At 73.0% G+C, this 21,806-nt stretch carries 16 protein-coding genes; 5 read left to right on the top strand and 11 right to left on the bottom strand.

Going from position 1 to position 21,806, the window contains the following annotated elements; genetic code table 11:
* Nucleotides 1–158: 158 nt before the first annotated feature.
* From ACIBBF_RS25955 to coaE, 5 genes are all read right to left on the bottom strand, one after another.
* A complete protein-coding gene (locus ACIBBF_RS25955) occupies nt 159–1,193 on the bottom strand; it encodes a TerC family protein (RefSeq protein ID WP_397419230.1) in 1,035 nt (344 codons plus the stop codon).
* A 273-nt stretch (nt 1,194–1,466) separates the two neighbouring features.
* A complete protein-coding gene (locus tag ACIBBF_RS25960) occupies nt 1,467–2,438 on the bottom strand; it encodes an NAD(P)-dependent alcohol dehydrogenase (RefSeq protein ID WP_397419232.1) in 972 nt (323 codons plus the stop codon).
* Nucleotides 2,439–2,544: 106 nt separating this feature from the next.
* Entirely contained in the window at nt 2,545–4,662 is a 2,118-nt protein-coding gene (uvrB, locus tag ACIBBF_RS25965) for an excinuclease ABC subunit UvrB (RefSeq protein ID WP_397419234.1), read from the bottom strand.
* A 47-nt stretch (nt 4,663–4,709) separates the two neighbouring features.
* Nucleotides 4,710–5,396 (bottom strand): pyroglutamyl-peptidase I, encoded by a 687-nt coding sequence (locus tag ACIBBF_RS25970; RefSeq protein WP_397419236.1) that lies wholly within the window; start codon nt 5,394–5,396, stop codon nt 4,710–4,712.
* 30 nt (nt 5,397–5,426) lie between these two features.
* Entirely contained in the window at nt 5,427–6,056 is a 630-nt protein-coding gene (gene coaE / locus ACIBBF_RS25975) for a dephospho-CoA kinase (RefSeq protein ID WP_397419238.1), read from the bottom strand.
* 149 nt (nt 6,057–6,205) lie between these two features.
* On the opposite strand from coaE, the gene ACIBBF_RS25980 reads away from it, so the two are divergent.
* Genes ACIBBF_RS25980 through ACIBBF_RS25995 form a run of 4 tightly spaced genes read left to right on the top strand, consistent with a single transcriptional unit; the run spans nt 6,206 to nt 9,835 of the window.
* Complete coding sequence (locus tag ACIBBF_RS25980) at nt 6,206–7,141, top strand: metal ABC transporter substrate-binding protein (RefSeq protein WP_397419240.1); 936 nt, start codon at nt 6,206–6,208, stop codon at nt 7,139–7,141.
* Nucleotides 7,138–7,890, top strand: a complete 753-nt coding sequence (locus tag ACIBBF_RS25985; RefSeq protein ID WP_397419242.1) for a metal ABC transporter ATP-binding protein — start codon at nt 7,138–7,140, stop codon at nt 7,888–7,890. The genes ACIBBF_RS25980 and ACIBBF_RS25985 overlap by 4 nt, the downstream gene beginning before the upstream one ends.
* Nucleotides 7,887–8,747, top strand: a complete 861-nt coding sequence (locus ACIBBF_RS25990) for a metal ABC transporter permease (protein ID WP_397419244.1) — start codon at nt 7,887–7,889, stop codon at nt 8,745–8,747. The genes ACIBBF_RS25985 and ACIBBF_RS25990 overlap by 4 nt, the downstream gene beginning before the upstream one ends.
* A gap of 59 nt (nt 8,748–8,806) precedes the next feature.
* On the top strand, nt 8,807–9,835 hold the full coding sequence (locus ACIBBF_RS25995) for an alpha/beta hydrolase (protein ID WP_397419246.1): 1,029 nt from the start codon (nt 8,807–8,809) through the stop codon (nt 9,833–9,835).
* Between the two features lie 34 nt (nt 9,836–9,869).
* On the opposite strand, the gene ACIBBF_RS26000 is transcribed toward ACIBBF_RS25995, so the two are convergent.
* Nucleotides 9,870–11,126, bottom strand: a complete 1,257-nt coding sequence (locus ACIBBF_RS26000) for a cytochrome P450 (RefSeq protein WP_397419248.1) — start codon at nt 11,124–11,126, stop codon at nt 9,870–9,872.
* Between the two features lie 206 nt (nt 11,127–11,332).
* Between ACIBBF_RS26000 and ACIBBF_RS26005 the strand changes: the two genes are divergently transcribed.
* Complete coding sequence (locus tag ACIBBF_RS26005) at nt 11,333–13,228, top strand: ABC transporter ATP-binding protein (RefSeq protein WP_397419256.1); 1,896 nt, start codon at nt 11,333–11,335, stop codon at nt 13,226–13,228.
* A 24-nt stretch (nt 13,229–13,252) separates the two neighbouring features.
* Here the strand turns inward: ACIBBF_RS26005 and ACIBBF_RS26010 are convergent, their stop codons facing one another.
* The 5 genes from ACIBBF_RS26010 to ACIBBF_RS26030 form a co-directional block, all read right to left on the bottom strand.
* Complete coding sequence (locus tag ACIBBF_RS26010) at nt 13,253–16,027, bottom strand: tetratricopeptide repeat protein (protein ID WP_397419250.1); 2,775 nt, start codon at nt 16,025–16,027, stop codon at nt 13,253–13,255.
* 194 nt (nt 16,028–16,221) lie between these two features.
* The gene (rpsA, locus tag ACIBBF_RS26015; protein WP_253838974.1) at nt 16,222–17,694 is read right to left on the bottom strand and encodes a 30S ribosomal protein S1; all 1,473 of its coding nucleotides are present in this window, start codon (nt 17,692–17,694) and stop codon (nt 16,222–16,224) included.
* A gap of 182 nt (nt 17,695–17,876) precedes the next feature.
* Nucleotides 17,877–19,634: a dipeptide ABC transporter ATP-binding protein gene (locus ACIBBF_RS26020; protein ID WP_397419252.1), complete on the bottom strand. Its 1,758-nt coding sequence runs from the start codon at nt 19,632–19,634 to the stop codon at nt 17,877–17,879.
* Complete coding sequence (locus ACIBBF_RS26025; protein ID WP_397419258.1) at nt 19,631–20,572, bottom strand: ABC transporter permease; 942 nt, start codon at nt 20,570–20,572, stop codon at nt 19,631–19,633. Before ACIBBF_RS26025 ends, ACIBBF_RS26020 begins: the two co-directional genes overlap by 4 nt.
* A 17-nt stretch (nt 20,573–20,589) precedes the next feature.
* Nucleotides 20,590–21,597, bottom strand: a complete 1,008-nt coding sequence (locus ACIBBF_RS26030) for an ABC transporter permease (protein WP_397419254.1) — start codon at nt 21,595–21,597, stop codon at nt 20,590–20,592.
* Between the last annotated feature and the right edge of the window lie 209 nt (nt 21,598–21,806).

Genomic DNA, 21,806 nt, shown 5'->3' on the forward strand with positions numbered 1-21,806 from the left:
GGGTGGTGGCGGGCGCCCCTTAACTCGTGCCCCACCCCCCCGCCCCCCCGGGCCGCCCCCCCCCCCCCCCCCCCCGGCCGCCGGGGGGGGGCCCCCCCCCGGGGGGGGGCCCCCCCCCCCCGGCCGTGCTGCGCGGTGCGCAGGGACTACCGCAGGGACTACGACGTGGAGTCGGAGGACGCGGGCTCCTCCACCGGCTTCTCCGCCTCCTTGCGCGCGTCGTACGCCGACTTGATCAGGCTCGCGATCGTGCCCACCGCCAGCGACACGACGATCACCGTCAGCGACAGCCAGATCGGGATCTCGGGGGCCCAGTGGAAGCCCTCGCCACCGTTGATCCAGGACAGCGAGTTGGTGTGCAGCGCCTCGAGGATCAGCTTGACGCCGATGAAGCCGAGGATGACCGAGAGGGCGTACGGCAGGTACACCAGCCGGTCGAGCAGGCCGCCCAGCAGGAAGTAGAGCTGCCGCAGGCCCATGAGGGCGAACAGGTTGGTCGCGAACACGATGAACGGGTCACGGGTGATGCCGAAGATCGCGGGGATCGAGTCGACGGCGAACAGCACGTCCGTCGAGCCGATCGCCAGGAAGACGATGATCAGCGGCGTGAAGAGCCGGCGCCCGTCGACCGTGGTGGTGAGCTTGCCGTCGTTGTACTGGTGGTGCAGCGGGAGAACCTTGCGCATCTGGCGGATGAGGACGTTCTCCTTGTAGTCGTCCTTGTCCTCCTCGCTCTCCGGCAGCGCCTGGTGGATGGCCGTGTAGATGAGGAACGCGCCGAAGATGTAGAAGAGCCAGGTGAACTGCTCGATCAGCGCGGCACCCGCGAGGATGAAGGCGGCACGGAAGATGAGCGCCATGATGATGCCGACCATCAGCACCCGCTGCTGCTGGTCACGCGGCACCGCGAAGCGCGCCATGATGATGACGAACACGAAGAGGTTGTCGACGCTCAGGGAGTACTCCATGAGCCAGCCGGCGTAGAACTCCGCGGCCGGGGTGACGCCGCCGACCCCCCAGACGATCGCACCGAAGATCAGGGCCAGGGCCACGTAGAACCCCACCCAGATCGCGCTCTCCTTCATGGAGGGGACGTGGGGGCGCCGCCCGACGATCAGGAGATCGGCCACCAGCAGGACGACCATCGCACCGAGCGCGATGATCTCGAAGGTCACGGGCAGTTCGTGGACCATTGCTTCCTTCCGGAACAGGGAGGAACGCGCGATCGCATCGAGCCTCCGGTGGGTACAGCAGGGCACCGGAGGTCTTCCTCGCCCGCCCCGTGCACCAGCCTGACCGAAACCAGGCGACGGCGCACTACGACGGGCCGGCCAGGCCGAGCTGGCGTCATCGGCAGCTGTGATGACGGCCAGGCCGTTTCGAGGTACTCCCCTCCAACGGAGGGAAAGCATACGGGACCCCTGATCTGTTCCCGGACGTGACCCACGCCACGTTCTGCGGGTCGTTCAGGCGGGTGTGACCACCAGCTTGCCGCGCGCGTGCCCGTGTCCCGCGACCTGCCGGACCGCCTCCACCGCCTGGTCCAGGGGATACGTCGCGCTGACCACGGGCCGCAGCACGCCGTCGGTCACCAGGCCCGCGAGGACGGCGAGGTCGGCGCCGCTGGACGTCGCCGTCACGTTGCGCACCCGGTAGGGGCTGAACCGGGACACCAGGGGTGCCGACAGCAGGTCGGGCAGCGGGCCGAGCAGCCCCTCCTTGCTGCCGTCGTTGACGAGGACCAGGCCACCGGGTACCACCACGCGCCCGAGCGCCCGCACCGGGTACCGCCCGGCGTTGGCGAGGACGACGTCGAAGCGGCGCCGGCCGGCCGTGAAGTCCTCGCGCGCGTAGTCGACGGTCTCGGCGGCCCCCAGCTCCCGTACCAGCTCCGCGTTTCCCGCGCTGCACACCCCGGTCACCCGCGCACCCCGGGCAGCGGCGATCTGCACCGCGAGATGGCCGATACCACCGCCCGCGCCCGTGATCGCGATCCGCTGCCCGGCCGTGAGCCCCGCCTCCCGCAGGTGCTGCAGCGCGGTGACGCCCGCCATCGGAACCGCCGCCGCCTCCACCGGGGTGAGCTCGGCGGGCCGGTGGGCCAGGGCGTCCTCGCTGGCCAGCGCCAGCTCCGCGAACGTTCCCCCGCTGCCGAAGCCGAACACCTCGTCGCCCGGGGCGAAGGCGGTGACGTCCGGTCCGGTACCGACCACGACGCCCGCCAGGTCGGCGCCCCGGACCGGCGGGCGCGGACCCCGGAGCCCGCCCATCGTCGGGCGGGCGACCAGCGGCTGCCCCTCCGCGAAGTGCCAGTCGTACGGGTTCACGCCGGCGGCGTGCACCCGGACCAGCACCTGTCCCGTGCCGGGCACCGGGTCCGGCACCTCGCGCACCGCGAGGGCGTCCCAGCCGTACCTGTCCTGCGTCAGTGCCCGCATCACGGCCTCCTGGCCCGTCGCGCCCGGCGTACCTGCCCTCGCGCGATCAGGCTCCTCGCCCCCGTCAGGACGGGTCAAGGATGAAGTCGGCCGCCCCGGCCGGGCGTCATGCCGTCGCCGCCTGCATCTGCCGCAGCTCCTTCTTGAGCCCCGAGATCTCGTCGCGCAGGCGTGCCGCGACCTCGAACTGGAGCTCCCCGGCCGCCGCGTGCATCTGGTCGGTGAGCTCCTGGATGAGCTCGGCCAGCTCGCTCGCCGCCGCGCCGGCCAGCCGGTTGCCCGACGTCGCGGCCTCCTTCGGCGTACCCGGGACCGGTGCGCCCGGGCGCCCCTCCCCCTTGGCCTTGCGGCTGTTCCGGTACCCGCCGGCGAGCAGCTCCTGGGTGTCCAGGTCCTCGCGCGCCAGCATGTCGGTCACGTCCGCGATCTTCTTGCGCAGCGGCTGCGGGTCGATGCCGCGCTCGGTGTTGTACGCGATCTGCTTCTCGCGGCGGCGGCTCGTCTCGTCGATGGCCTCGCGCATCGCCGGCGTGATCTTGTCCGCGTACATGTGCACCTGACCCGACACGTTGCGGGCCGCACGGCCGATGGTCTGGATCAGGGACCGGCCCGAACGCAGGAAGCCCTCCTTGTCCGCGTCCAGGATCGCCACGAGCGACACCTCCGGCAGGTCCAGGCCCTCGCGCAGCAGGTTGATGCCCACGAGCACGTCGTACTCGCCGAGCCGCAGCTCGCGCAGCAGCTCGACGCGACGCAGCGTGTCCACCTCGGAGTGCAGGTAGCGCACCCGCACGTCGCGCTCCAGGAAGTAGTCCGTGAGGTCCTCGGCCATCTTCTTGGTCAGGGTGGTCACGAGCACGCGCTCGTTGCGCTCCACCCGGTCGCGGATCTCGCCCAGCAGGTCGTCGATCTGCCCGGTGGTCGGCTTCACCACCACCTCGGGGTCGACCAGGCCGGTGGGGCGGATCACCTGCTCGACGACGCCGTCCGACAGCGAGCGCTCGTAGTCGCCCGGGGTCGCCGACAGGTACACCGTCTGCCCGATGCGCTCGGTGAACTCCTCCCACTTGAGCGGGCGGTTGTCCATCGCGCTGGGCAGGCGGAAGCCGTGGTCCACCAGGGCGCGCTTGCGCGACGCGTCACCCTCGTACATCGCGCCGATCTGCGGCACGGTCTGGTGCGACTCGTCGATGACGAGCAGGAAGTCCTCGGGGAAGTAGTCGAGCAGCGTGTTGGGCGCCGTGCCCGGCTCGCGGCCGTCGATGTGCATCGAGTAGTTCTCGATGCCGTTGCAGGTGCCGATCGTGCGCATCATCTCGATGTCGTACGTGGTGCGCATGCGCAGCCGCTGCGCCTCCAGCAGCTTGCCCTGCTTCTCCAGCTCGGCGAGCCGCTCCTCCAGCTCCTTCTCGATGCCGGCGATGGCCCGCTCCATGCGCTCCGGACCCGCGACGTAGTGCGTGGCCGGGAACACGTAGATCGACTGCTCGCTGCGCACCACGTCACCCGTGAGCGGGTGCAGGGTCTGGATCGACTCGATCTCGTCGCCGAACATCTCGATCCGGATCGCGAGCTCCTCGTACACCGGGATGATCTCCACGGTGTCGCCGCGCACCCGGAACGTGCCGCGCGTGAACGCCATGTCGTTGCGCGTGTACTGCATGGTCACGAACTGGCGCAGGAGCTGGTCGCGGTCGATCACGTCGCCCACGTCGAGCCGCACCATGCGGTCCACGTACTCCTGCGGCGTACCCAGGCCGTAGATGCAGGAGACGGACGCGACCACCACCACGTCGCGCCGGGTCAGCAGCGAGGAGGTGGCGGAGTGCCGCAGCCGCTCGACCTCGTCGTTGATCGACGAGTCCTTCTCGATGTAGGTGTCCGTCTGCGCGATGTACGCCTCGGGCTGGTAGTAGTCGTAGTACGACACGAAGTACTCGACGGCGTTGTTCGGCAGCAGCTCCCGGAACTCGGTCGCGAGCTGCGCGGCGAGCGTCTTGTTGGGTGCCATCACCAGGGTGGGGCGCTGGAGCTTCTCCACGAGCCAGGCGGTCGTGGCCGACTTGCCCGTACCGGTGGCGCCGAGCAGCACCACGTCCTTCTCGCCCGCCTCGACGCGCCGGGCGAGGTCGGCGATCGCCGTCGGCTGGTCGCCGGCGGGCTGGTACTCGGAGATGACCTCGAACGGGGCCACCGTGCGCTGCAGATCGGTCACGGGTCGCATGCCACTACGGTACGACCGACCACTGACACTCCCCGCGCCGGGCCGGGTCAGTGCAGCGTGCCCGCGGGTTCCTGCGGCTCGGACAGCTCGCCGCGCACCGCCGCGAGCGCCGTCCGCACCACGATCTCCAGGGCACGGGCCAGGGCGTCGAGCGGGAGGTGCGCCGCGCCGCCGTCGGCCAGGGCCGACGTCGTCACCTCGGCCCCGACCTCCTCGGTGCTGCGCGGCACGTGGACGAAACCCGAGAGCACGCGGGGTCGCTCGGCCAGGGCGTGCTGCAGGGCGTAGAACGTGGCGTTGCAGACGTAGGTGCCCGCGCTGTAGGTGACGTCGGCGGGGATGCCCGCCTCGCGGACGGCGTCGACCGCTGCCTTGACGGGGAGCGTCGCGAACCGGGCGGCGGGTCCGCCGTCGGCGACAGGGAGGTCGACCGGGCGGTCGCCGCCGTTGTCGGGGATGCGCGCGTCCATCAGGTTGATCGCGACGCGCTCGAGGCGCACCTGGGTCACGCCGTCGGCCAGACCGACGGCGACCACGACGTCGGGCGCGTGCTGGTCCAGCAGGCCGAGGAACGGGCCGCCCGGCCGCCGGACCTCGTCGAACACCACCGGCAGGACCGCGGTGACGAGCTCGTCGGGGCCCGTCCAGCGCGCCGCGAGCGCCGCCACGGCGTCCGCCGAGGCGTTGACGGCATCACCACCGAACGGTTCGAACCCCGTGACCAGCACCTTCATCGCGCACGCTCCTCACCCGGGCCGGCCGGTTCACGCGGAGTCCGCCTCCGCCTCCTGCGCGACCTCGGCGGCCACGCGCTGCCACAGGGTATCCACCTGGGCGCGCAGCTCGTCCTCGCTGCGCGTTCCGTCGAGGGTGACGTCGGCGGCCGCGAGCCGCTGCTCGTCGCTCGCCTGCGCCGCGATGCGCGAGCGCGCGGCGTCCTCGGTCAGCCCGCGGGTCTCGACCAGGCGGCGCACCCGCTGTTCGGCGGGCGTGTGCACGACCACCACGAGGTGGAAGTGGCCGGCCTGCCCGGTCTCGACGAGCAGGGGGATGTCGTGCACGACGGCGGCGGCCGGGTCGGCGGCACCCGCCTTGGCCTCCCGTTCCGCCGACAGCCGGCGCACCTCGGGGTGCACGATCTCGTTGAGGCGTTCGCGGGCGGCGGCGTCGGCGAAGACGAGGGCGCCGAGCGCCGGGCGGTCCAGGTCGCCGTCGGGCGTGAGGACGCCGGGGCCGAACGCCTCGGTGATCTCGGCCAGGCCCACGGAGCCGGGCGCGACGGCCTCCCGGGCCAGCAGGTCGTGGTCGACGACGACGGCGCCGAGCTCGGCCAGGCGCGCGGCCGCGACCGACTTGCCGGCCGCGATGCCTCCGGTGAGTCCGATACGGAACATGTGGTCCTCAGGGCCGGGTGTGGGGCGGTGCTGCGGTGCGGGGTGCCGCACCACGCCCAGGCTACCCGGCGGCGGGAGGCACGCCCGCCGGGTCGTGTTCGCACGTCCGCGTGCTTGTTTTCGGGTGTCCGAACTTCTAGGGTCGAGACATGCCCCGCGTACCTCGCAGACCCGTCCCGGCCCGCCTCACCCTCATGGTCACTGCCGTGGCCGTGGCGCTGTCGGGGTGCGCGCTCCAGCTCCCGGGTCGCGCGGCCGACGACCGGCCGGTGGTCCTGACCACGTTCACCGTGCTGGCGGACGTGGCGCAGAACGTCGCCGGGGAGCACCTGCGGGTCGAGTCGATCACCAAGGTGGGCGCGGAGATCCACGGGTACGAACCGACGCCCCGCGACATCGCGCAGGCCTCGGAGGCGGACCTGATCCTGGACAACGGCCTCAACCTCGAGTCCTGGTTCGAGCAGTTCGTGGAGTCGGTGGACGTCCCGCACGTGGTGGTCTCGGACGGGGTCGAACCCGTGGACATCACCGAGGACGCCTACGCCGGCAAGCCCAACCCGCACGCGTGGATGAGCCCGCTGAACGTGCAGCGCTACGTCGACAACATGGTGACCGCGTTCAGCGAGCTCGACCCCGGTCACGCCGACCAGTACGCCGCGAACGGCGCCGCATACCAGGCCGACCTCCAGGAGGTGCAGGACGAGCTGGTCGACGGCCTGTCCGCGCTGCCGGAGCACCAGCGCGCCCTGGTGACCTGCGAGGGGGCGTTCTCCTACCTCGCGCGCGACGCGGGCCTGACGGAACGGTACGTCTGGCCGGTGAACGCCGAGCAGCAGGCCACGCCGCAGCAGATCACCGGGACGATCGAGTTCGTCCGGGCCAACGACGTCCCCGCCGTGTTCTGCGAGTCGACGGTCTCCGACAAGCCGATGCAGCAGGTCGTGGCGGCGACCGGTGCCCGCTTCGGCGGCACCCTCTACGTCGACTCCCTCTCGGAGGCGGACGGGCCGGTGCCCACCTACCTCGACCTGATCCGCTACGACACGGCGACGATCCTCGCCGGCCTGACGGGTGACGCCTCGTGAGCGCGGCCATCGAGGTGAGCGGTCTCGGCGTCCGGTACGGCGAGATCCAGGCCCTGGACGACGTCACGCTGACCGTCCCGGCCGGCCGGGTGACCGGGCTGGTCGGCATGAACGGCTCCGGCAAGTCGACGCTGTTCAAGGCGATCATGGGCATCGTCCGCCCCGACGCCGGCCGCGTGCTCATCGAGGACGCGCCCCCGGACGCGGCACGACGGCGGGGCCTGGTCGCGTACGTACCGCAGAGCGAGGCCGTCGACTGGGACTTCCCCGTCTCCGTCCGCGACGTCGTCATGACCGGGCGGTACGGCCACCTGGGACCGACCCGGCGCCCGCGCCCCGCCGACCACGCCGCCGTCGCCGAGGCGCTCGACCGGGTCGAGCTGTCCGCCTTCGCGGACCGGCAGGTCGGGCAGCTCTCGGGCGGGCAGCGCAAGCGCGCGTTCGTCGCCCGCGGGATCGCTCAGGACGCCCGCATCCTGCTGCTGGACGAGCCGTTCGCCGGGGTCGACAAGCGCTCCGAGGCCACGATCGTCCGGCTGCTGCGGGAGCTGGCGGCCGACGGCCGGACGGTCCTCGTGTCCACGCACGACCTGCACGCCCTGCCCGAGCTGGCCGACGAGGCCGCGCTGCTGCTGCACCGCGTGCTGTTCCACGGCGCGGTCGCCGAGGCGCTGCTCCCCGGGAACCTCGCCCGCGCGTTCGGCCTCGACCCGCTCGACCAGCAGCCCGTCCCGGAGGAGGCCCCGTGAGCCCGCTCGACCTGCTGCTGGAGCCGCTGCAGTACGAGTTCATGGTCAACGCCCTGGCCACGACGGTGATCGCCGCCGTGGTGTGCGCACTGCTGTCGTGCTGGCTCGTCCTGGTGGGCTGGTCCCTGATGGGCGACGCCGTCTCGCACGCCGTGCTCCCGGGCGTCGTGCTCGCCTACGTGCTCGGTGCCCCGTTCGCCCTCGGTGCCGTCGTCTTCGGCCTGCTCGCGGTCGCGCTGATCGGTGCGGTCCGCGGCACGAGCCGGGTCAAGGAGGACGCCGCGATCGGGATCGTGTTCACCACCCTGTTCGCGCTGGGTCTCGTGCTGATCTCCGTCACGCCGAGCCAGACCGACCTCAACCACATCATCTTCGGCAACGTGCTCGGCGTCTCGGGTACCGACCTCGTCCAGATCGCGGTGCTGGGGGCGATCACCTTCACGGTCCTGGTCGTCAAGCGCCGCGACCTGACCCTGTACGCGTTCGACCCCGTGCACGCGTACGCCGTCGGGCTCTCTCCCCGGTTCCTCGGCGCGCTGCTGCTCGGGCTGCTCGCCCTGACCTCGGTCGTCGCGCTCCAGGTGGTGGGTGTCGTGCTCGTCGTGGCGATGCTCATCATCCCGGGCGCCACCGCCTACCTGCTCACCGACCGGTTCGGGCGCATGCTCGTGCTCGCCCCCGCGCTCTCCGCGGTGTGCGCGGTGGCCGGCATCTATCTCAGCTACTGGCTCGACGCCGCCTCGGGCGGGCTCGTGGTCCTCGTGCAGGGCGCCGTGTTCGCCCTGGTGTACCTCCTCGCGCCGCGGCACGGGCTGCTCGGGCGGCGGCTGACGGCCCGCCGGGCACGTACGGTGTGACCGGGCGCGTCGCGACCGGACGGGCCGGCCGCCCGGCGCGCCCGGTCGAGGAGCACGTCATGACCGCCGGGACCACCGCCGGGGCCGGACGACCGGTCCGGCTCACCTGGGCCGCTCGCACCGTGGCGGCGGGCGGTCTCGCCGTCGTCGCGTGGGCCTGCCTGACCGCACGGGGTGCGGTGCTCCACGGGCACCCCGCCTACGCCGTGCTCCTGACCCTCACGGTGCTGGGCTGCGCGCCCGTCCTGCTGCGTGGCCTGCGCTCCCGGCCCGCCCGCACCGGCCGGGCCGTGGTGCCCGATGGTGCGGCCGGCGTGGTGGTCCGTGCGGCGCTCCTCCTGGTCGGCGTCGTGTGGATCGCCGCCGTGGCCTGGCTGCGCCCGTTCGCGACCACCGCCCCGGCCCTGGCCGCGATGGCCGACGACGACCGGGTCACCGTCACCGAGTCCGCGACGCGTGTCGTGCTCGCCCCGGCCGGGGACGCGGACGGCACCGCCGTCTTCTTCCGCCCCGGCGCCAAGGTCGAGGCCCGCGCCTATGCCGCCGTGCTGCGCCCCCTGGCCGAGGCGGGGCATCCCGTCGTGATCGCCAAGCAGCCGCTCGCGGTCGCCTTCCTCGCCGGCGGGGCGTTCGACGACGCCCGCGCACACGTCCCCGGCGCCGACCGGTGGGTGGTGGGCGGGCACTCGCTCGGTGGCGTCGTCGCGTCGTCGGACGCCGGCGGTGCCGACGACGCCGACGGCACCGCCGCGCCCGTCGTCGGGCTGCTGCTGTACGCCTCCTACCCGGCGCAGGACCTGAGCGGGTCGCTGACGGCGGCGGTGGAGTCGGTCTCCGCGTCGCGGGACGGGCTCGCCACGCCCGCCAAGATCGACGCGTCCCGGGCGAACCTGCCGCCAGGCAGCACGTTCACCGTCGTGGACGGCGCCGTGCACGCCTTCTTCGGCGACTACGGCCCGCAGCCGGGCGACGGCACCCCGGCGATCACGCACGACCAGGCCCGCACCCGGATCTCGGCCGCGAGCACGCGGTTCGTCGACGACCTCTCGGATCACCTCACGACGACCGCCCACGACGCCGCCGGGTGACCCGGCCCGGCGGACGCCGCGGCCGCCGGGCCGGTCAGGCCCGAACGGGCGTGCGCGCGGACTGCCGCTCCGGCGTGAACCGCACGGGCAGGACGGCGGGGTACCGAGACCACGGCGACGGCGCCCAGGTCACCTCGGGGTCGGTCAGCCGCAGGTCGAGCCGCTCCATGAGGCTCTCGACGGCGATCTTCACGACGAGCCGCCCCGGCCTGCGGGCAGGGCACGCGTGCGGGCCGACGCCGAAGGACAGGTGCGACCGGTTGCTGGCCTCGAAGATGTCGTCGTCGGTGCGCACCCTCGGGTCGTTGTTCGCGGCCGCCACGCCCATCACGATCGCGTCGCCCGCCTTGATCCGCACCCGGCCGAGCGTGCAGTCCGTCACCGCGTACCGCGCCGGGAGGTTCGCCACCGGCGGCTCGCTCCACAGCGTCTCGTCCAGCGCGTCGTCCAGGCCGCGGCGCACGCCCGTGACCCGGCCCGTGTACCGGGGGTCGGTGAGCATGCGGCGCAGCGTGGCCGCGATCCAGGTCACGAGCATCTCGTTCGCGGCGCAGATCGCCACGACCATCGAGTGCACGATCTCGGTGTCGTCCTCGAAGCTCGGGTGCTCGACCAGGCGCGCCGTGAGGTTGTTGCCCGGGTCGGCGCGGGTCGCCAGCACGTGGTCCAGGACGATCTGGTCCATGGCCTCCAGCGCCGCCACCGCGTCGCCGCCGTGGCCGAACACCCCGTGCGCGCAGCGGAGCAGGGCGATGCCCTGGCGCTCGTCGAACCCGAACATGCCCGACACCGCCAGGAACGACACGGCTGCCGCGTACTCGCCGATCAGGTCCGCCTGCCCCTGGGTGGCGAACGCGTCGATGAGCCCGGCGCACACGCTGCGCACCAGCGCGGCCGTCTGCGCCTCGTCGAGGCTGGAGAACGCCTCGTCCATCGGCAGCCGGAGCCGACGGTGGTCGGCGCCGTCCGCGTAGTACAGCGCGCGCCGGCCCGCCGGGGACAGGATGGCGTGCAGGGACGAGTCCAGCGGCAGCCGCTCCTTCCAGTGCCGCGGGTCGCGAGCGAAGACGCTCTCGGTGCGCATGACCTCCATGACCTCGGCGTGCCCGAGCACGAGCCAGCCCGGGACACCCGGCTCCAGGTCCACGGGGGCCACGGGTCCCCACTCGTCCTGGAGCCGGCGCAGCGCGGCCGTCATGTCCTCCGCGCCCGTCAGGTCCACCAGCGCCACCCGGCCTCCGCCTCGCTGCGGTTCCAGGTCCGACATGGCTCCTCCATCGTCGACACTCATCGGGTCTCATCCATCGAAATATGGGGCGACCTGCATAGACGCCCGATCGTGGGTTTCTATCACGGGCGCCGGGGAACGCGTAACACGCCTGTGGTCCCGGTCACCCCCGGTTCACCCGCTACGTTCTGGGCCGGCTCACGCTCCGCCGGGCGGGCATCCGGTGGCCCGGCACTGTCGGCGTCCCGTGGGACGATGCGCTGGTGAGCATGCACGGAGGCGGCGGGAGCATGGGTGGCGGGCGCACGATGCGCTCCTTCACGCAGGACGGGTCGGTCGCCCGCCAGCGCCTGGGCCGCGCCACGCTGCGGCGCATCATCGGCTTCGCCCGCCCCTACCGGGGCCGGCTGACCCTCTTCGTGCTCATCCTCGCCCTGGAGGCGGCCGCGGGCGCGGCCACGCCGCTGCTGTTCCAGCGGATCATCGACGAGGGCATCAGCGCCGGTGACAGCCGCCTGGTCGTCCTGCTGGCCGGCGCCGCGGGGCTGCTCGCCGTCCTGGCGGCCGGGCTGTCAGTCGCGGACCGGCTCGTGTCGTCCCAGGTCGGCGAGGGGCTCATCCTCGACCTGCGGGTCGCGGTGTTCGACCACGTCCAGCGCATGCCGCTGGCCTTCTTCTCCCGGGCCCGCACGGGCGCGCTGGTGCAACGCCTGAACGGCGACGTGCTCGGCGCCCAGCGCGCGTTCACCTCAACGCTCCAGACGGTCGTCTCCAACACGCTGACCATCGCGTTCACGCTGGGCGCCATGTTCACCATGTCGTGGGAGCTCACCCTCGGCGCGCTGGTGCTGGTCCCGTTCTTCGTGCTCCCCGCCCGCTGGTTCGGCCGCCGGCTCGCGACGCTGACCCGACGGGGCATGGAGGTGGACGCCGACCTGGGCCAGGTGATGAACGAACGGTTCAACGTGGCCGGGGCGCACCTCGTGAAGGTGTTCGGCGATCCCGCCACCGAGTCCGAGCGGTTCGCCGGGCCCGCCCGCGAGCGCCGGGACCTCGGCGTCCGCACCGCGCTGTTCGGCACGTGGTTCCGGGTGGGCCTGTCCACCCTCGCGTCCCTCGCCGTGGCCGGGGTGTACGGGTTCGGCGGGCTGCAGGCCATCGCGGACGAGCTCACCGTCGGCACGGTGGTCGCGCTGGCCACCTACCTCACGCGGCTGTACGGGCCGCTCACCGCGATGGCGAACGTCCAGGTCGACGTCATGACGGCCCTGGTCTCGTTCGAGCGGGTGCTGGAGGTGCTGGACCTGGAGCCGTCGGTGGCCGAGCGGCCGGACGCCGTCGACCTGCGGCGTGCCGTCGCGGCACGGGGCGCGTCGGTGACGCTGGAGGGGGTGACGTTCCGGTACCCGCGCGCCGACGAGGTGTCGCTCGCGTCCCTGGAGTCGGTGGCCGCCCAGCGCAAGGACCCGACGGCGGACACGCTGCACGACGTCTCGCTCGAGGTGCCCGCCGGGTCGATGGTCGCGCTGGTCGGCCCGTCCGGTGCGGGCAAGACGACGGTCTCGCAGCTCGTGAACCGCATGTACGACCCGACGTCCGGCACGGTGCGCATCGCCGGGACCGACCTGCGGGACGTGACGTTCGCGTCGCTGCGGGCCACGGTCGGCGTCGTCGCGCAGGACGCACACCTGTTCCACGACACGATGGCGGCGAACCTGCGGTTCGTGCGCCCGGAGGCGTCCGACGCCGACCTGGAGCGGGTGCTGCGGCAGGCACGTGTCTGGGACCTGGTGGACCGGCTGCCCGAGGGCCTGGAGACCGTCGTGGGCGACCGCGGGTACCGCCTCTCGGGCGGTGAGCGGCAGCGCGTCGCCATCGCGCGCCTGCTGCTGCGTGCGCCCGACGTCGTGGTGCTCGACGAGGCCACGGCGCACCTCGACTCGGAGTCCGAGGCGGCCGTGCAGGCCGCCCTCGACCAGGCCCTGGCGGGGCGGACGTCGCTGGTCATCGCGCACCGGCTGTCCACCGTGCGCGCGGCGGACCGCATCGTGGTGCTCGACGACGGCCGCGTGGCCGAGTCGGGCACGCACGCCGAGCTGATCGGCGCGGGCGGCCTGTACGCGGACCTGTACCGCACCCAGTTCGCCGAACGCGTCGAGGGGTGACCCGCGGGCCGGCTACCGGGCCGGCTACCGGGCCGGCGGCGGGTTGCGGATCGCCGCGTCGATCCGGGTGAGCACCCCACGGGAGCGCTCCAGCTCGGCCCGGTACCGCTCGGGCAGGTCGGCGGCGAGCCGGCGGCGCATCTCCACGGCCTCCCGCGCGTGGCCGAGCGCGGTGACGTTGTCCCCCACCGCGCTCAGCGCGCTGGCCAGGTTGGACAGCGCGAGCGCCAGGTCGGGCCGGTGCTTGTCCGGGTTCTCCAGCGCGAGCGCACGCCGCATGACCACGGCCTCCCGCATCGGCCGCAGGGACTCGTCGGCGCGCCCCAGGTCGAGCAGGGTGGCCCCGAGGTTGGCGAGCGCCTCGGCCAGCCCGGCGCGGTACTTCTCGGGCTCCTCGCGCACGAGCCGGCGCAGCATGTCGACGGCCTCCTGGGTGGGCCGCAGCGCCTCCTCGAACCGCCCCAGGTCGGCGTAGCGCACGCCGAGGTTGGACAGCGACTGCGCGAGGTACTTCAGCGACCGCGCGTTCTCGCGCGCCAGCTCCCGGCGGACCGCGACCGCCTCCTCCTCCAGGAGCACCGCCTCGTCGTACCGGCCCCGCCGCGCGAGGGTGACGCCGAGGTTGGACAGCGAGTGGGCCAGGTAGTACAGGTACTTCTCCGGGTGCTCGCGGGCCAGGTCGCGGCGGATCTCCAGCGCCTCGCGCTCCAGCCGCAGCGACTCGTCCGCGCGCCCGACCGTCGAGTACAGCGCGCCGAGCGCGGAGAGTGCGCCGGCGAGGTCGGGGCGGGTGCCGCGCTCGTTCTCCTTCGCGAGCCGGCGCTGGATCTCCAGGGCCTCGACGAGCACGACGCCGGCCTCCTCGTACCGCCCGAGCGCCTCCAGGGTGGTGCCGAGCTGGCCGAGGGACCATGCGAGCTCGGCGAGGTGCTCGGGACGGTCCGCGGCCAGCCGCCGCCGGATGGCGACGGCCTCGACGTTCGCGGGGAGGGCGTCCTCGGGCCGCCCGCTCTCCGTGAGGGCCTCGAAGTTGCCGAGCACGGCGGCGAGCCGCGGCTCGTACTGGACCGGGTCGCCCGCGGCGAGCCGGCGGTACAGGTCGAGCGAGGCCCGCTGCGCGGCCTCGATCTCGCCGGTCCGGCCGAGCTCCGTGTAGGACACCCCGGCGTTCTGCAGGGCGCGCGCGTGCTCGGCGTCGGCCCAGGGCCCGTCCCCCGGCGGGAAGCGGCGGCACAGTGCCACGACCTCCTCCTGGACGGTCAGGGCGTCACCGTGCCGGCCCACCGCCCAGTACCCCATGCCCAGGTTGTTCAGCGCGGTGCACAGCGGCGGCCGGTACCGGTCGGCGTCGTCGCGGGACAGCTCCCGCCACAGCCCCACGGCCTCGCGCAGCACCACCACCGCGGCGTCCGGGTCGCCCTCGGCCACCAGCGTGGTGCCGAGGTCGCTCAGCGCCTCGGCGCGCTGCGCCACCCCGCCGGCCGTGCGCGACAGCTCCGCGGCCCGGTGCGTGAGCCGGTCCAGGACCGGCACCACCAGGGGGCCCGAGGAGCGCGGCAGCCGGCGGATCACACGCAGCAGTCCGGGCAGGTCCGCGGCCGATCCGGCCGGCAGCGCGGCGGCCACCGCCTCGATCACCTCGCCGGTCACGTCGCGCTCGGCGGTAGGACGGTCCAGCCCCATCGCCGCGGCGAACCCGAGCACGGCGAACGCCTGGTCGGCGTCCAGGTCGCTCGTGCAGCGGGCGGCCAGCCCCGCGGAGGCGGCCAGGACCCGCGACACGAGCAGCTCCCCCAGCCGCGGCACGGCGGGCAGGTGGGCGCGCACCCACGCCAGGACGTCGGCCTCCCGCCCGGGTGCCGCTCCCGCCCCGGCCCGGCGCAGAGCCGCCCGGAGCCCGTCGTCGGAGGTGTCGCCCAGCAGGGTCGCCACGGTCAGGACGGCGTCGGCGACCGTGACGTCCTCGCCCGCGGGTCCGGGCCCGGGCGACCGCTCTGAGAGCAGCCCTGCCGCCGCGGCCGACGCCGTCCAGCCGGCCCGCTCGCGTTCGAGCACCACGCCGAGCGCCGCGGCCGGGTCGGGGAGGTCGCCGTCCAGCACCGCGACGAGGGCCGCGGCATGCAGGTCCAGGACGCGCGGCCGGCGGTCCGGCGCCGGGTCGTACCGGATCCGGGGCACCGGCCGCCCCAGGGCACGGGCGAACCGGGAGGCGGCCGCCTCGATCACGGCCCGCTCACCGTCCGGCCGCTCGACGGCCAGGTCGAGCGCCGGGTCGTACGCGACGTCCAGGCTGCCCTCCAGCGCCGGGTCCAGCGCCATCTGGGTGACCGACGGCGTCCCGCCGGCCCACAGGCTGCTCGTCCACCGCTCGCGCGGCCACCACTGCCCGCCGGTGCGGGCCAGGAGGAGCACGCGCAGGCGGCCGCGCCACCGGGTCGCGCCGATCGCGTCGAGCATGGCGGGCAGACCGGCCCGGAACCCGGCGTCGTCCACGACGAGCAGGACGCGCCGGACGTCGGCGACGCGCTCGACCGTCGCAACCTCCTGACCGGACGGTACGTGGACCACGGTCCAGCCCGTGCGCCGCAGCCGCCGGCCGAGCTCCAGGGCCAGCCGCGTCTTGCCGACGCCGCCCAGACCGGACAGCAGGCGCAGCGCCACCGGCTCGCGGGAGCGCACCCACGAGCGCAGCTCCGCGAGCTCCCGTCCTCGCCCGGTGAAGGGCACGACGCACCGCTCGGGCGCGAGGAGGGCAGCGGGCGACGCGCCCCGTGCCTCGTCGGGTCCGGGTCGGCTCATGAGGCGCTATCCAACAGCACTCCGGCTGTCCTGACCAGTGACCGTGTGATACCACCGGGCACCTCACCCGCACGCATCGCACCAGGTCAGGGCGCTGTGAGCCCGATCCGGCCGGTGTCGCGCACCGCATCCCGAAAACGGCGACGGCCCGCCGCCCCCGGTACGGGGGGCGACGGGCCGTCGAACGGCTCGGGTCAGTTGCCCGTGAGCTTCTCGCGAAGCGCGGCGAGCGCCTCGTCCGAGGCCAGCGTGCCACCGGCCTCCTCGACCGGGGCCGAGGAGTACGAGGTGTTGCCGGCGGGAGCGGAGGCCGGGGCGTCGGAGGACGCGTCCGTGTCCGCGGCCAGCGCCTCGGCGACCTGCTTGCGGTGCGCGGTCCAGCGCTCGTGCGCCTTGGCGTACTCCGCCTCCCACGCCTCGCGCTGCGCCTCGAAGCCCTCGAGCCACTCGTTGGTCTCCGGGTCGAAGCCGTCCGGGTACTTGTAGTTCCCGGCCTCGTCGTACTCGGCGGCCATGCCGTACAGCGCGGGGTCGAAGTCCTCGGACTCCGGGTCCACGCCCTCGTTGGCCTGCTTGAGCGACAGCGAGATACGGCGGCGCTCCAGGTCGATGTCGATGACCTTGACGAACACCTCGGCACCGACGGTGACGACCTGCTCCGGCAGCTCGACGTGGCGCACGGCCAGCTCCGAGATGTGGACCAGGCCCTCGATGCCGTCCTCGACGCGGACGAACGCACCGAACGGGACGAGCTTGGTGACCTTACCCGGCACGACCTGACCGATGGCGTGCGTACGGGCGAAGGTCTGCCACGGGTCCTCCTGCGTCGCCTTCAGCGACAGCGAGACACGCTCGCGGTCGAAGTCGACGTCCAGGACCTCGACCGTGACCTCCTGGCCGACCTCGACGACCTCGGACGGGTGGTCGATGTGCTTCCAGGAGAGCTCGGAGACGTGCACCAGACCGTCGACGCCGCCGAGGTCCACGAACGCACCGAAGTTGACGATCGAGGAGACGACACCCGGGCGCACCTGGCCCTTCTGCAGGGTCTGCAGGAAGGTGGAGCGGACCTCGGACTGCGTCTGCTCGAGCCACGCACGACGCGACAGCACGACGTTGTTGCGGTTCTTGTCGAGCTCGATGATCTTGGCCTCGATCTCCTTGCCGACGTACGGCTGGAGGTCGCGGACTCGACGCATCTCCACGAGCGATGCGGGGAGGAAGCCGCGCAGGCCGATGTCGAGGATGAGACCACCCTTGACGACCTCGATGACGGTGCCGGTGACGACGCCGTCCTCCTCCTTGATCTTCTCGATCGTGCCCCAGGCGCGCTCGTACTGGGCGCGCTTCTTGGACAGGATCAGACGGCCTTCCTTGTCCTCCTTCTGGAGGACAAGTGCCTCGACGGCGTCGCCGACGGCGACGACCTCGCCAGGGTCGACGTCGTGCTTGATCGAGAGCTCCCGGGACGGGATGACACCCTCGGTCTTGTAGCCGATGTCGAGAAGGACCTCGTCACGGTCCACCTTGACGATCGTGCCTTCGACGATGTCACCATCGTTGAAGTACTTGATGGTGGCGTCGATGGCAGCAAGGAAGTCCTCCTCGGTGCCGATGTCGTTGACGGCAACCTGGGGGGCGGACTTCGCAGGGGTGGAGATGGTCATTGAGTTCGATGCTCCGATGCGGACATGGCGTAGTACGGACAGGGTCTGTGTGAGCTCTGCGTGTGCGGCGCTCGTGAGGTGCCGGTGGTCGCCGGAAGGCGCACGGCACCGCCAGTCATCCTAGTGGCGCCGCGGCGGGATGGTCAACGCGAGCCGCACCCGCCGCGGCACCCCCGGGACCGTCAGAGCGCGAGCTCCAGGTCCCGGCCCGGGATGGCGTCGAGCAGCGCCCGCGTGTAGTCCGTGCTCGGCGAGTCGAAGACGGCGTCGACCGTGCCCTCCTCGACCATGCGGCCCTGCTGCATCACCAGCACGCGGTCGGCGATCTGCCGCACCACCGCGAGGTCGTGGGTGATGAAGAGGTAGGTCAGGCCCAGCTCCTCCTGGAGGCTCGCGAGGAGCTGGAGGATCTGCGCCTGCACCACGACGTCGAGCGCCGAGACGGCCTCGTCGCACACCACGAGCTCGGGCGACAGGGCCAGGGCCCGAGCTATGGCGACGCGCTGGCGCTGCCCGCCGGACAGCTCCGACGGGAACCGCTGGAGCTGCCCCTTGCTGAGGGCCACCTGCTCGGCGAGCTCCTCCACCCGGGCCCGCCGGGCACGCGCGTCCCCGTAGTCGTGGGCGCGCAGCGGCTCCTCGATCGCGCGGAACACCGAGTACAGCGGGTCGAGCGACGAGTACGGGTCCTGGAACACGGGCTGCACCCGGCGCCGGTAGGCGATCTGCTCCCGGTGCCCGCCCGCGCCCACGACGGCACCGTCGAACGTGATGGTGCCCCGCGTGGGCTTCTCGATGTCGAGGATCATCCGGGCCAGCGTGGACTTGCCCGAACCGGACTCCCCCACCACGGCCACGGTCGACCCGCGCGGGATGTCCAGGCTCACGCCGTCCACGGCGGTGAAGTCCTTGCTCCGCGCGAACAGGCTGTTGCCGCGGATGGAGAACACCTTGCTGACGTCCTGCACGGACACCAGGGGCGCCACCTCCTTCGCGGCCAGGTGCCCGTTCGCCGACCCGTCCTCGGCCGCGGCGGCGTCCGCCGCCGTCTCGCCGTGGGCGAGGAGGGCCTCGTCCAGCACCTCGTCCAGCCCGCGCTCGCGCGCGATCTCGATGCGGCGCGAAGCCAGCGACGGCGCCGCCGCCATGAGGCGCTTGGTGTACTCGTGCTGCGGCGCGGTGAGCACCTGCCGGGCGGGGCCCTGCTCCACGATGTCGCCGCGGTACATGACCACGACGATGTCGGCGCGCTCGGCCGCGAGACCGAGGTCGTGGGTGATGAGCAGCACGGCGGTGCCGAGCTCCTCGGTCAGGCCCGAGAGCTGGTCGAGGATGCCCCGCTGCACGGTGACGTCCAGGGCGGAGGTCGGCTCGTCCGCCACCAGCAGCGCGGGGCGCCCCGACAGGCCCATGGCGATGAGCGCGCGCTGGCGCATGCCGCCCGAGAACTCGTGCGGGTACTGGGAGGCCCGGCGCCGCGCGTCGGGCAGGCCCACCTCCTCGAGCAGCTCGACCGTGCGGTCGCGGGCGTCCCGGCGCGTGCGCAGGCCGTTGTCGATCAGGCCCTCGTCGATCTGCCGGCCGATCGGCAGGATGGGGTTGAGGTTGGTCATCGGGTCCTGCGGCACCAGGCCCAGCTCCGTGCCGCGCAGCTGCGCCATGCGCTGCGGGCTCACGGCGCCGAGGTCCTCGTCCTTGAACCAGATGTGCCCCTCGGCCACCGAGCCGTTGCTCGCGAGCAGCCCCAGGACCGCCATGGCGAGGGTCGTCTTGCCGGAGCCCGACTCGCCCACGATCGCCACGGTCTGACCGCGGCGGACCACCAGGTTCGCGTTCGACACGGCGCGCGCGGCACCGTGCTCCGTGCGGAAGTCGACGCTCATGTCCTCGACGCGCAGGACGACGTCGTCGGCCGGGTTCTTGTCAGCGATGTCGTTCATCGTCGGGTCCTGTTCCGGGGGTCGAGGGCCTCGCGCAGGCTCTCGCCCACGAGGGTGAAGCCGAGGGCCGTCACGGCGATGCAGATGCCGGGCAGGATCGCCAGCCGCGGCGCGACCGCGAGCTCCTGCTGGGCGGCCGTCAGCATGCGTCCCCACTCCGCGGTGGACGGCTCGCCGCCACCCAGGCCGAGGAAGGACAGCGCGGCGGCCTCGATCACGGCCGTGGCCAGGCTGAGGGTGGCCTGCACGATGACGGGGCCCACGCTGTTGGGCAGCACGTGGCTCATGGTCACCGACCGCCGCGTCAGCCCGAGGGCGGACGCCGCCAGGACGTAGTCCTGCCCCTTCTGCGCCAGCATGGAGCCGCGCAGCAGGCGGGCGAAGATCGGTACCTGCACCACGCCGATGGCGATGATGACCGCCATCGAAGACTGGCCCACGATCGCCGCGATCGAGACCGCCAGGAGCAGCGAGGGCACCGAGAGCATCAGGTCGACCAGGCGCATGACCGCGAAGTCGACCCACTTGCCGAACCAGCCGGCGAGCAGGCCCAGGAGCAGGCCGCCCGCGAGACCGAAGAGGGTGGACAGCACGCCGACCAGGAGCGAGGCCTGGGCACCCCAGATCAGCTTGCTCAGCACGTCGCCGCCGTAGCGGTCCAGGCCGAGCGGGTACTCGGCCGACGGGCCGGGGATCATGGTGGGCCGCACCTCGGCGCGGCCGGGCAGCTCGGTGCCGCCGTAGGGAGCGAGCACCGGCGCGAGGAGCGCCACGACGACGAAGACCGCGACGATCACGAAGCCGATGATCGCGACGGGGTTCTTGCGCAGGGTGCGCCAGGCGCGCGCCCAGACCCCCTCGCCGCCGTGGTCGGCGCCGGCCGGGCCGTCGCCGTGGATGCTCGCGTGGAGCGGCGCGGCGGCCGCGCCGTCGGTCACAGGAAGCTCGTTGGCACTCACTGCTGCCTCCTCAGCCGGGGGTCGATCAGCCCGTACGAGACGTCGACGAGCAGGTTCACGAGGGCGTAGACCACGGCGATCATCAGCACGAAGCCCTGCATCACGGGGTAGTCGGCGTTGAACACCGAGTCCGCGAGGAAGCTGCCGATGCCGCTGAAGGCGAAGACGGTCTCGGTGAGCACCGCGCCCGACAGCAGGAGGCCGACCTGCAGGCCGATCGTCGTCACCACGGGGAGCATGGCGTTCTTCAGGATGTGGTCCCCGCGCAGCCGGGACGGCTTGATGCCCTTGGCGCGCGCCGTGCGGACGTAGTCCGCGTTCTGCACCTCGGAGACGGCGGCGCGCGTCATGCGCGCCACGATCGCCAGCGGGATGGAGCCGAGCGCGATGCCCGGCAGGATCAGGTGGACCAGGGCGTCCCAGGCCGCGTCCCACTCGCCGGTGAGCAGGCCGTCCAGGACGTAGAAGTTGGTCGGGTGCGTGGCGATCATCGTGGCGCTCTGGCGGCCCGTGGTCGGGAACCAGCCCAGCTCGACGGCGAAGATGTACTTCAGGATGAAGGCCAGGAAGAACACGGGCACCGTCACGCCGATCAGCGAGACCACGACGGCCGAGTGGTCCACGATCGACCCGGCCCGGCGCGCGGCGACGTAGCCCAGCGGGATGCCGATGCCGATCGCGAAGACCAGCGCCACCACGGTGAGCTCGATGGTGGCCGGGAACCGCGTGAGGAACTCGTCCAGCACGGGCCGGCCGCTCTGCAGCGAGACGCCGAAGTCGCCCTGCAGCAGGCGCAGCAGGTACTTGCCGTACTGCACGATCAGCGGCTGGTCGAGACCGAGCTGGGCCTCGATCTCGGCCGCGGCCTCGGGGGTGTACCGCTCGCCGAGCATGGCCTGGACCGGGCCGCCCGGCAGGGCGCGCACCCAGCCGAACAGCAGGACCGACAAGCCCAGCAGGAGGGGTATCAGGAGCAGCAGGCGCTGCACGATCAGTCTGAGCATCGTTCCTCGGCAGACATGCGTTTCTGCGGTCGCCCGGCCGGGGCTCGTGACCGGCCGCCGGACGACTCCGGACAGCGGTCGGGGGGGGGGCCCCCCCCCCCCCCCCCCCGCGGGGGTTTTACCCCAAGCGGGGGGGGCCCCCCGCGGTGGGGGGGGGGCCCAAACACCACGGAACCACGGGGGGGGGGGGGTCCGGGTTGGGCACCCAG

The sequence above is a fragment of the Promicromonospora sp. NPDC050880 genome, assembly GCF_044456525.1.
Lineage (GTDB): Bacteria > Actinomycetota > Actinomycetes > Actinomycetales > Cellulomonadaceae > Promicromonospora.

Bases quoted from the DNA above. Each gene is read 5' to 3' on its own strand.
- uvrB (WP_397419234.1), bottom strand. From the start codon at position 4,662: ATGCGACCCGTGACCGATCTGCAGCGCACGGTGGCCCCGTTCGAGGTC.
- ACIBBF_RS25995 (WP_397419246.1), top strand. From the start codon at position 8,807: ATGACCGCCGGGACCACCGCCGGGGCCGGACGACCGGTCCGGCTCACC.
- ACIBBF_RS25955 (WP_397419230.1), bottom strand. From the start codon at position 1,193: ATGGTCCACGAACTGCCCGTGACCTTCGAGATCATCGCGCTCGGTGCG.
- coaE (WP_397419238.1), bottom strand. From the start codon at position 6,056: ATGTTCCGTATCGGACTCACCGGAGGCATCGCGGCCGGCAAGTCGGTC.
- ACIBBF_RS25970 (WP_397419236.1), bottom strand. From the start codon at position 5,396: ATGAAGGTGCTGGTCACGGGGTTCGAACCGTTCGGTGGTGATGCCGTC.
- ACIBBF_RS26020 (WP_397419252.1), bottom strand. From the start codon at position 19,634: ATGAACGACATCGCTGACAAGAACCCGGCCGACGACGTCGTCCTGCGC.
- ACIBBF_RS26010 (WP_397419250.1), bottom strand. From the start codon at position 16,027: ATGAGCCGACCCGGACCCGACGAGGCACGGGGCGCGTCGCCCGCTGCC.
- ACIBBF_RS26030 (WP_397419254.1), bottom strand. From the start codon at position 21,597: ATGCTCAGACTGATCGTGCAGCGCCTGCTGCTCCTGATACCCCTCCTG.
- rpsA (WP_253838974.1), bottom strand. From the start codon at position 17,694: ATGACCATCTCCACCCCTGCGAAGTCCGCCCCCCAGGTTGCCGTCAAC.
- ACIBBF_RS26000 (WP_397419248.1), bottom strand. From the start codon at position 11,126: ATGAGTGTCGACGATGGAGGAGCCATGTCGGACCTGGAACCGCAGCGA.
- ACIBBF_RS25980 (WP_397419240.1), top strand. From the start codon at position 6,206: ATGCCCCGCGTACCTCGCAGACCCGTCCCGGCCCGCCTCACCCTCATG.
- ACIBBF_RS25960 (WP_397419232.1), bottom strand. From the start codon at position 2,438: ATGCGGGCACTGACGCAGGACAGGTACGGCTGGGACGCCCTCGCGGTG.
- ACIBBF_RS26005 (WP_397419256.1), top strand. From the start codon at position 11,333: ATGCACGGAGGCGGCGGGAGCATGGGTGGCGGGCGCACGATGCGCTCC.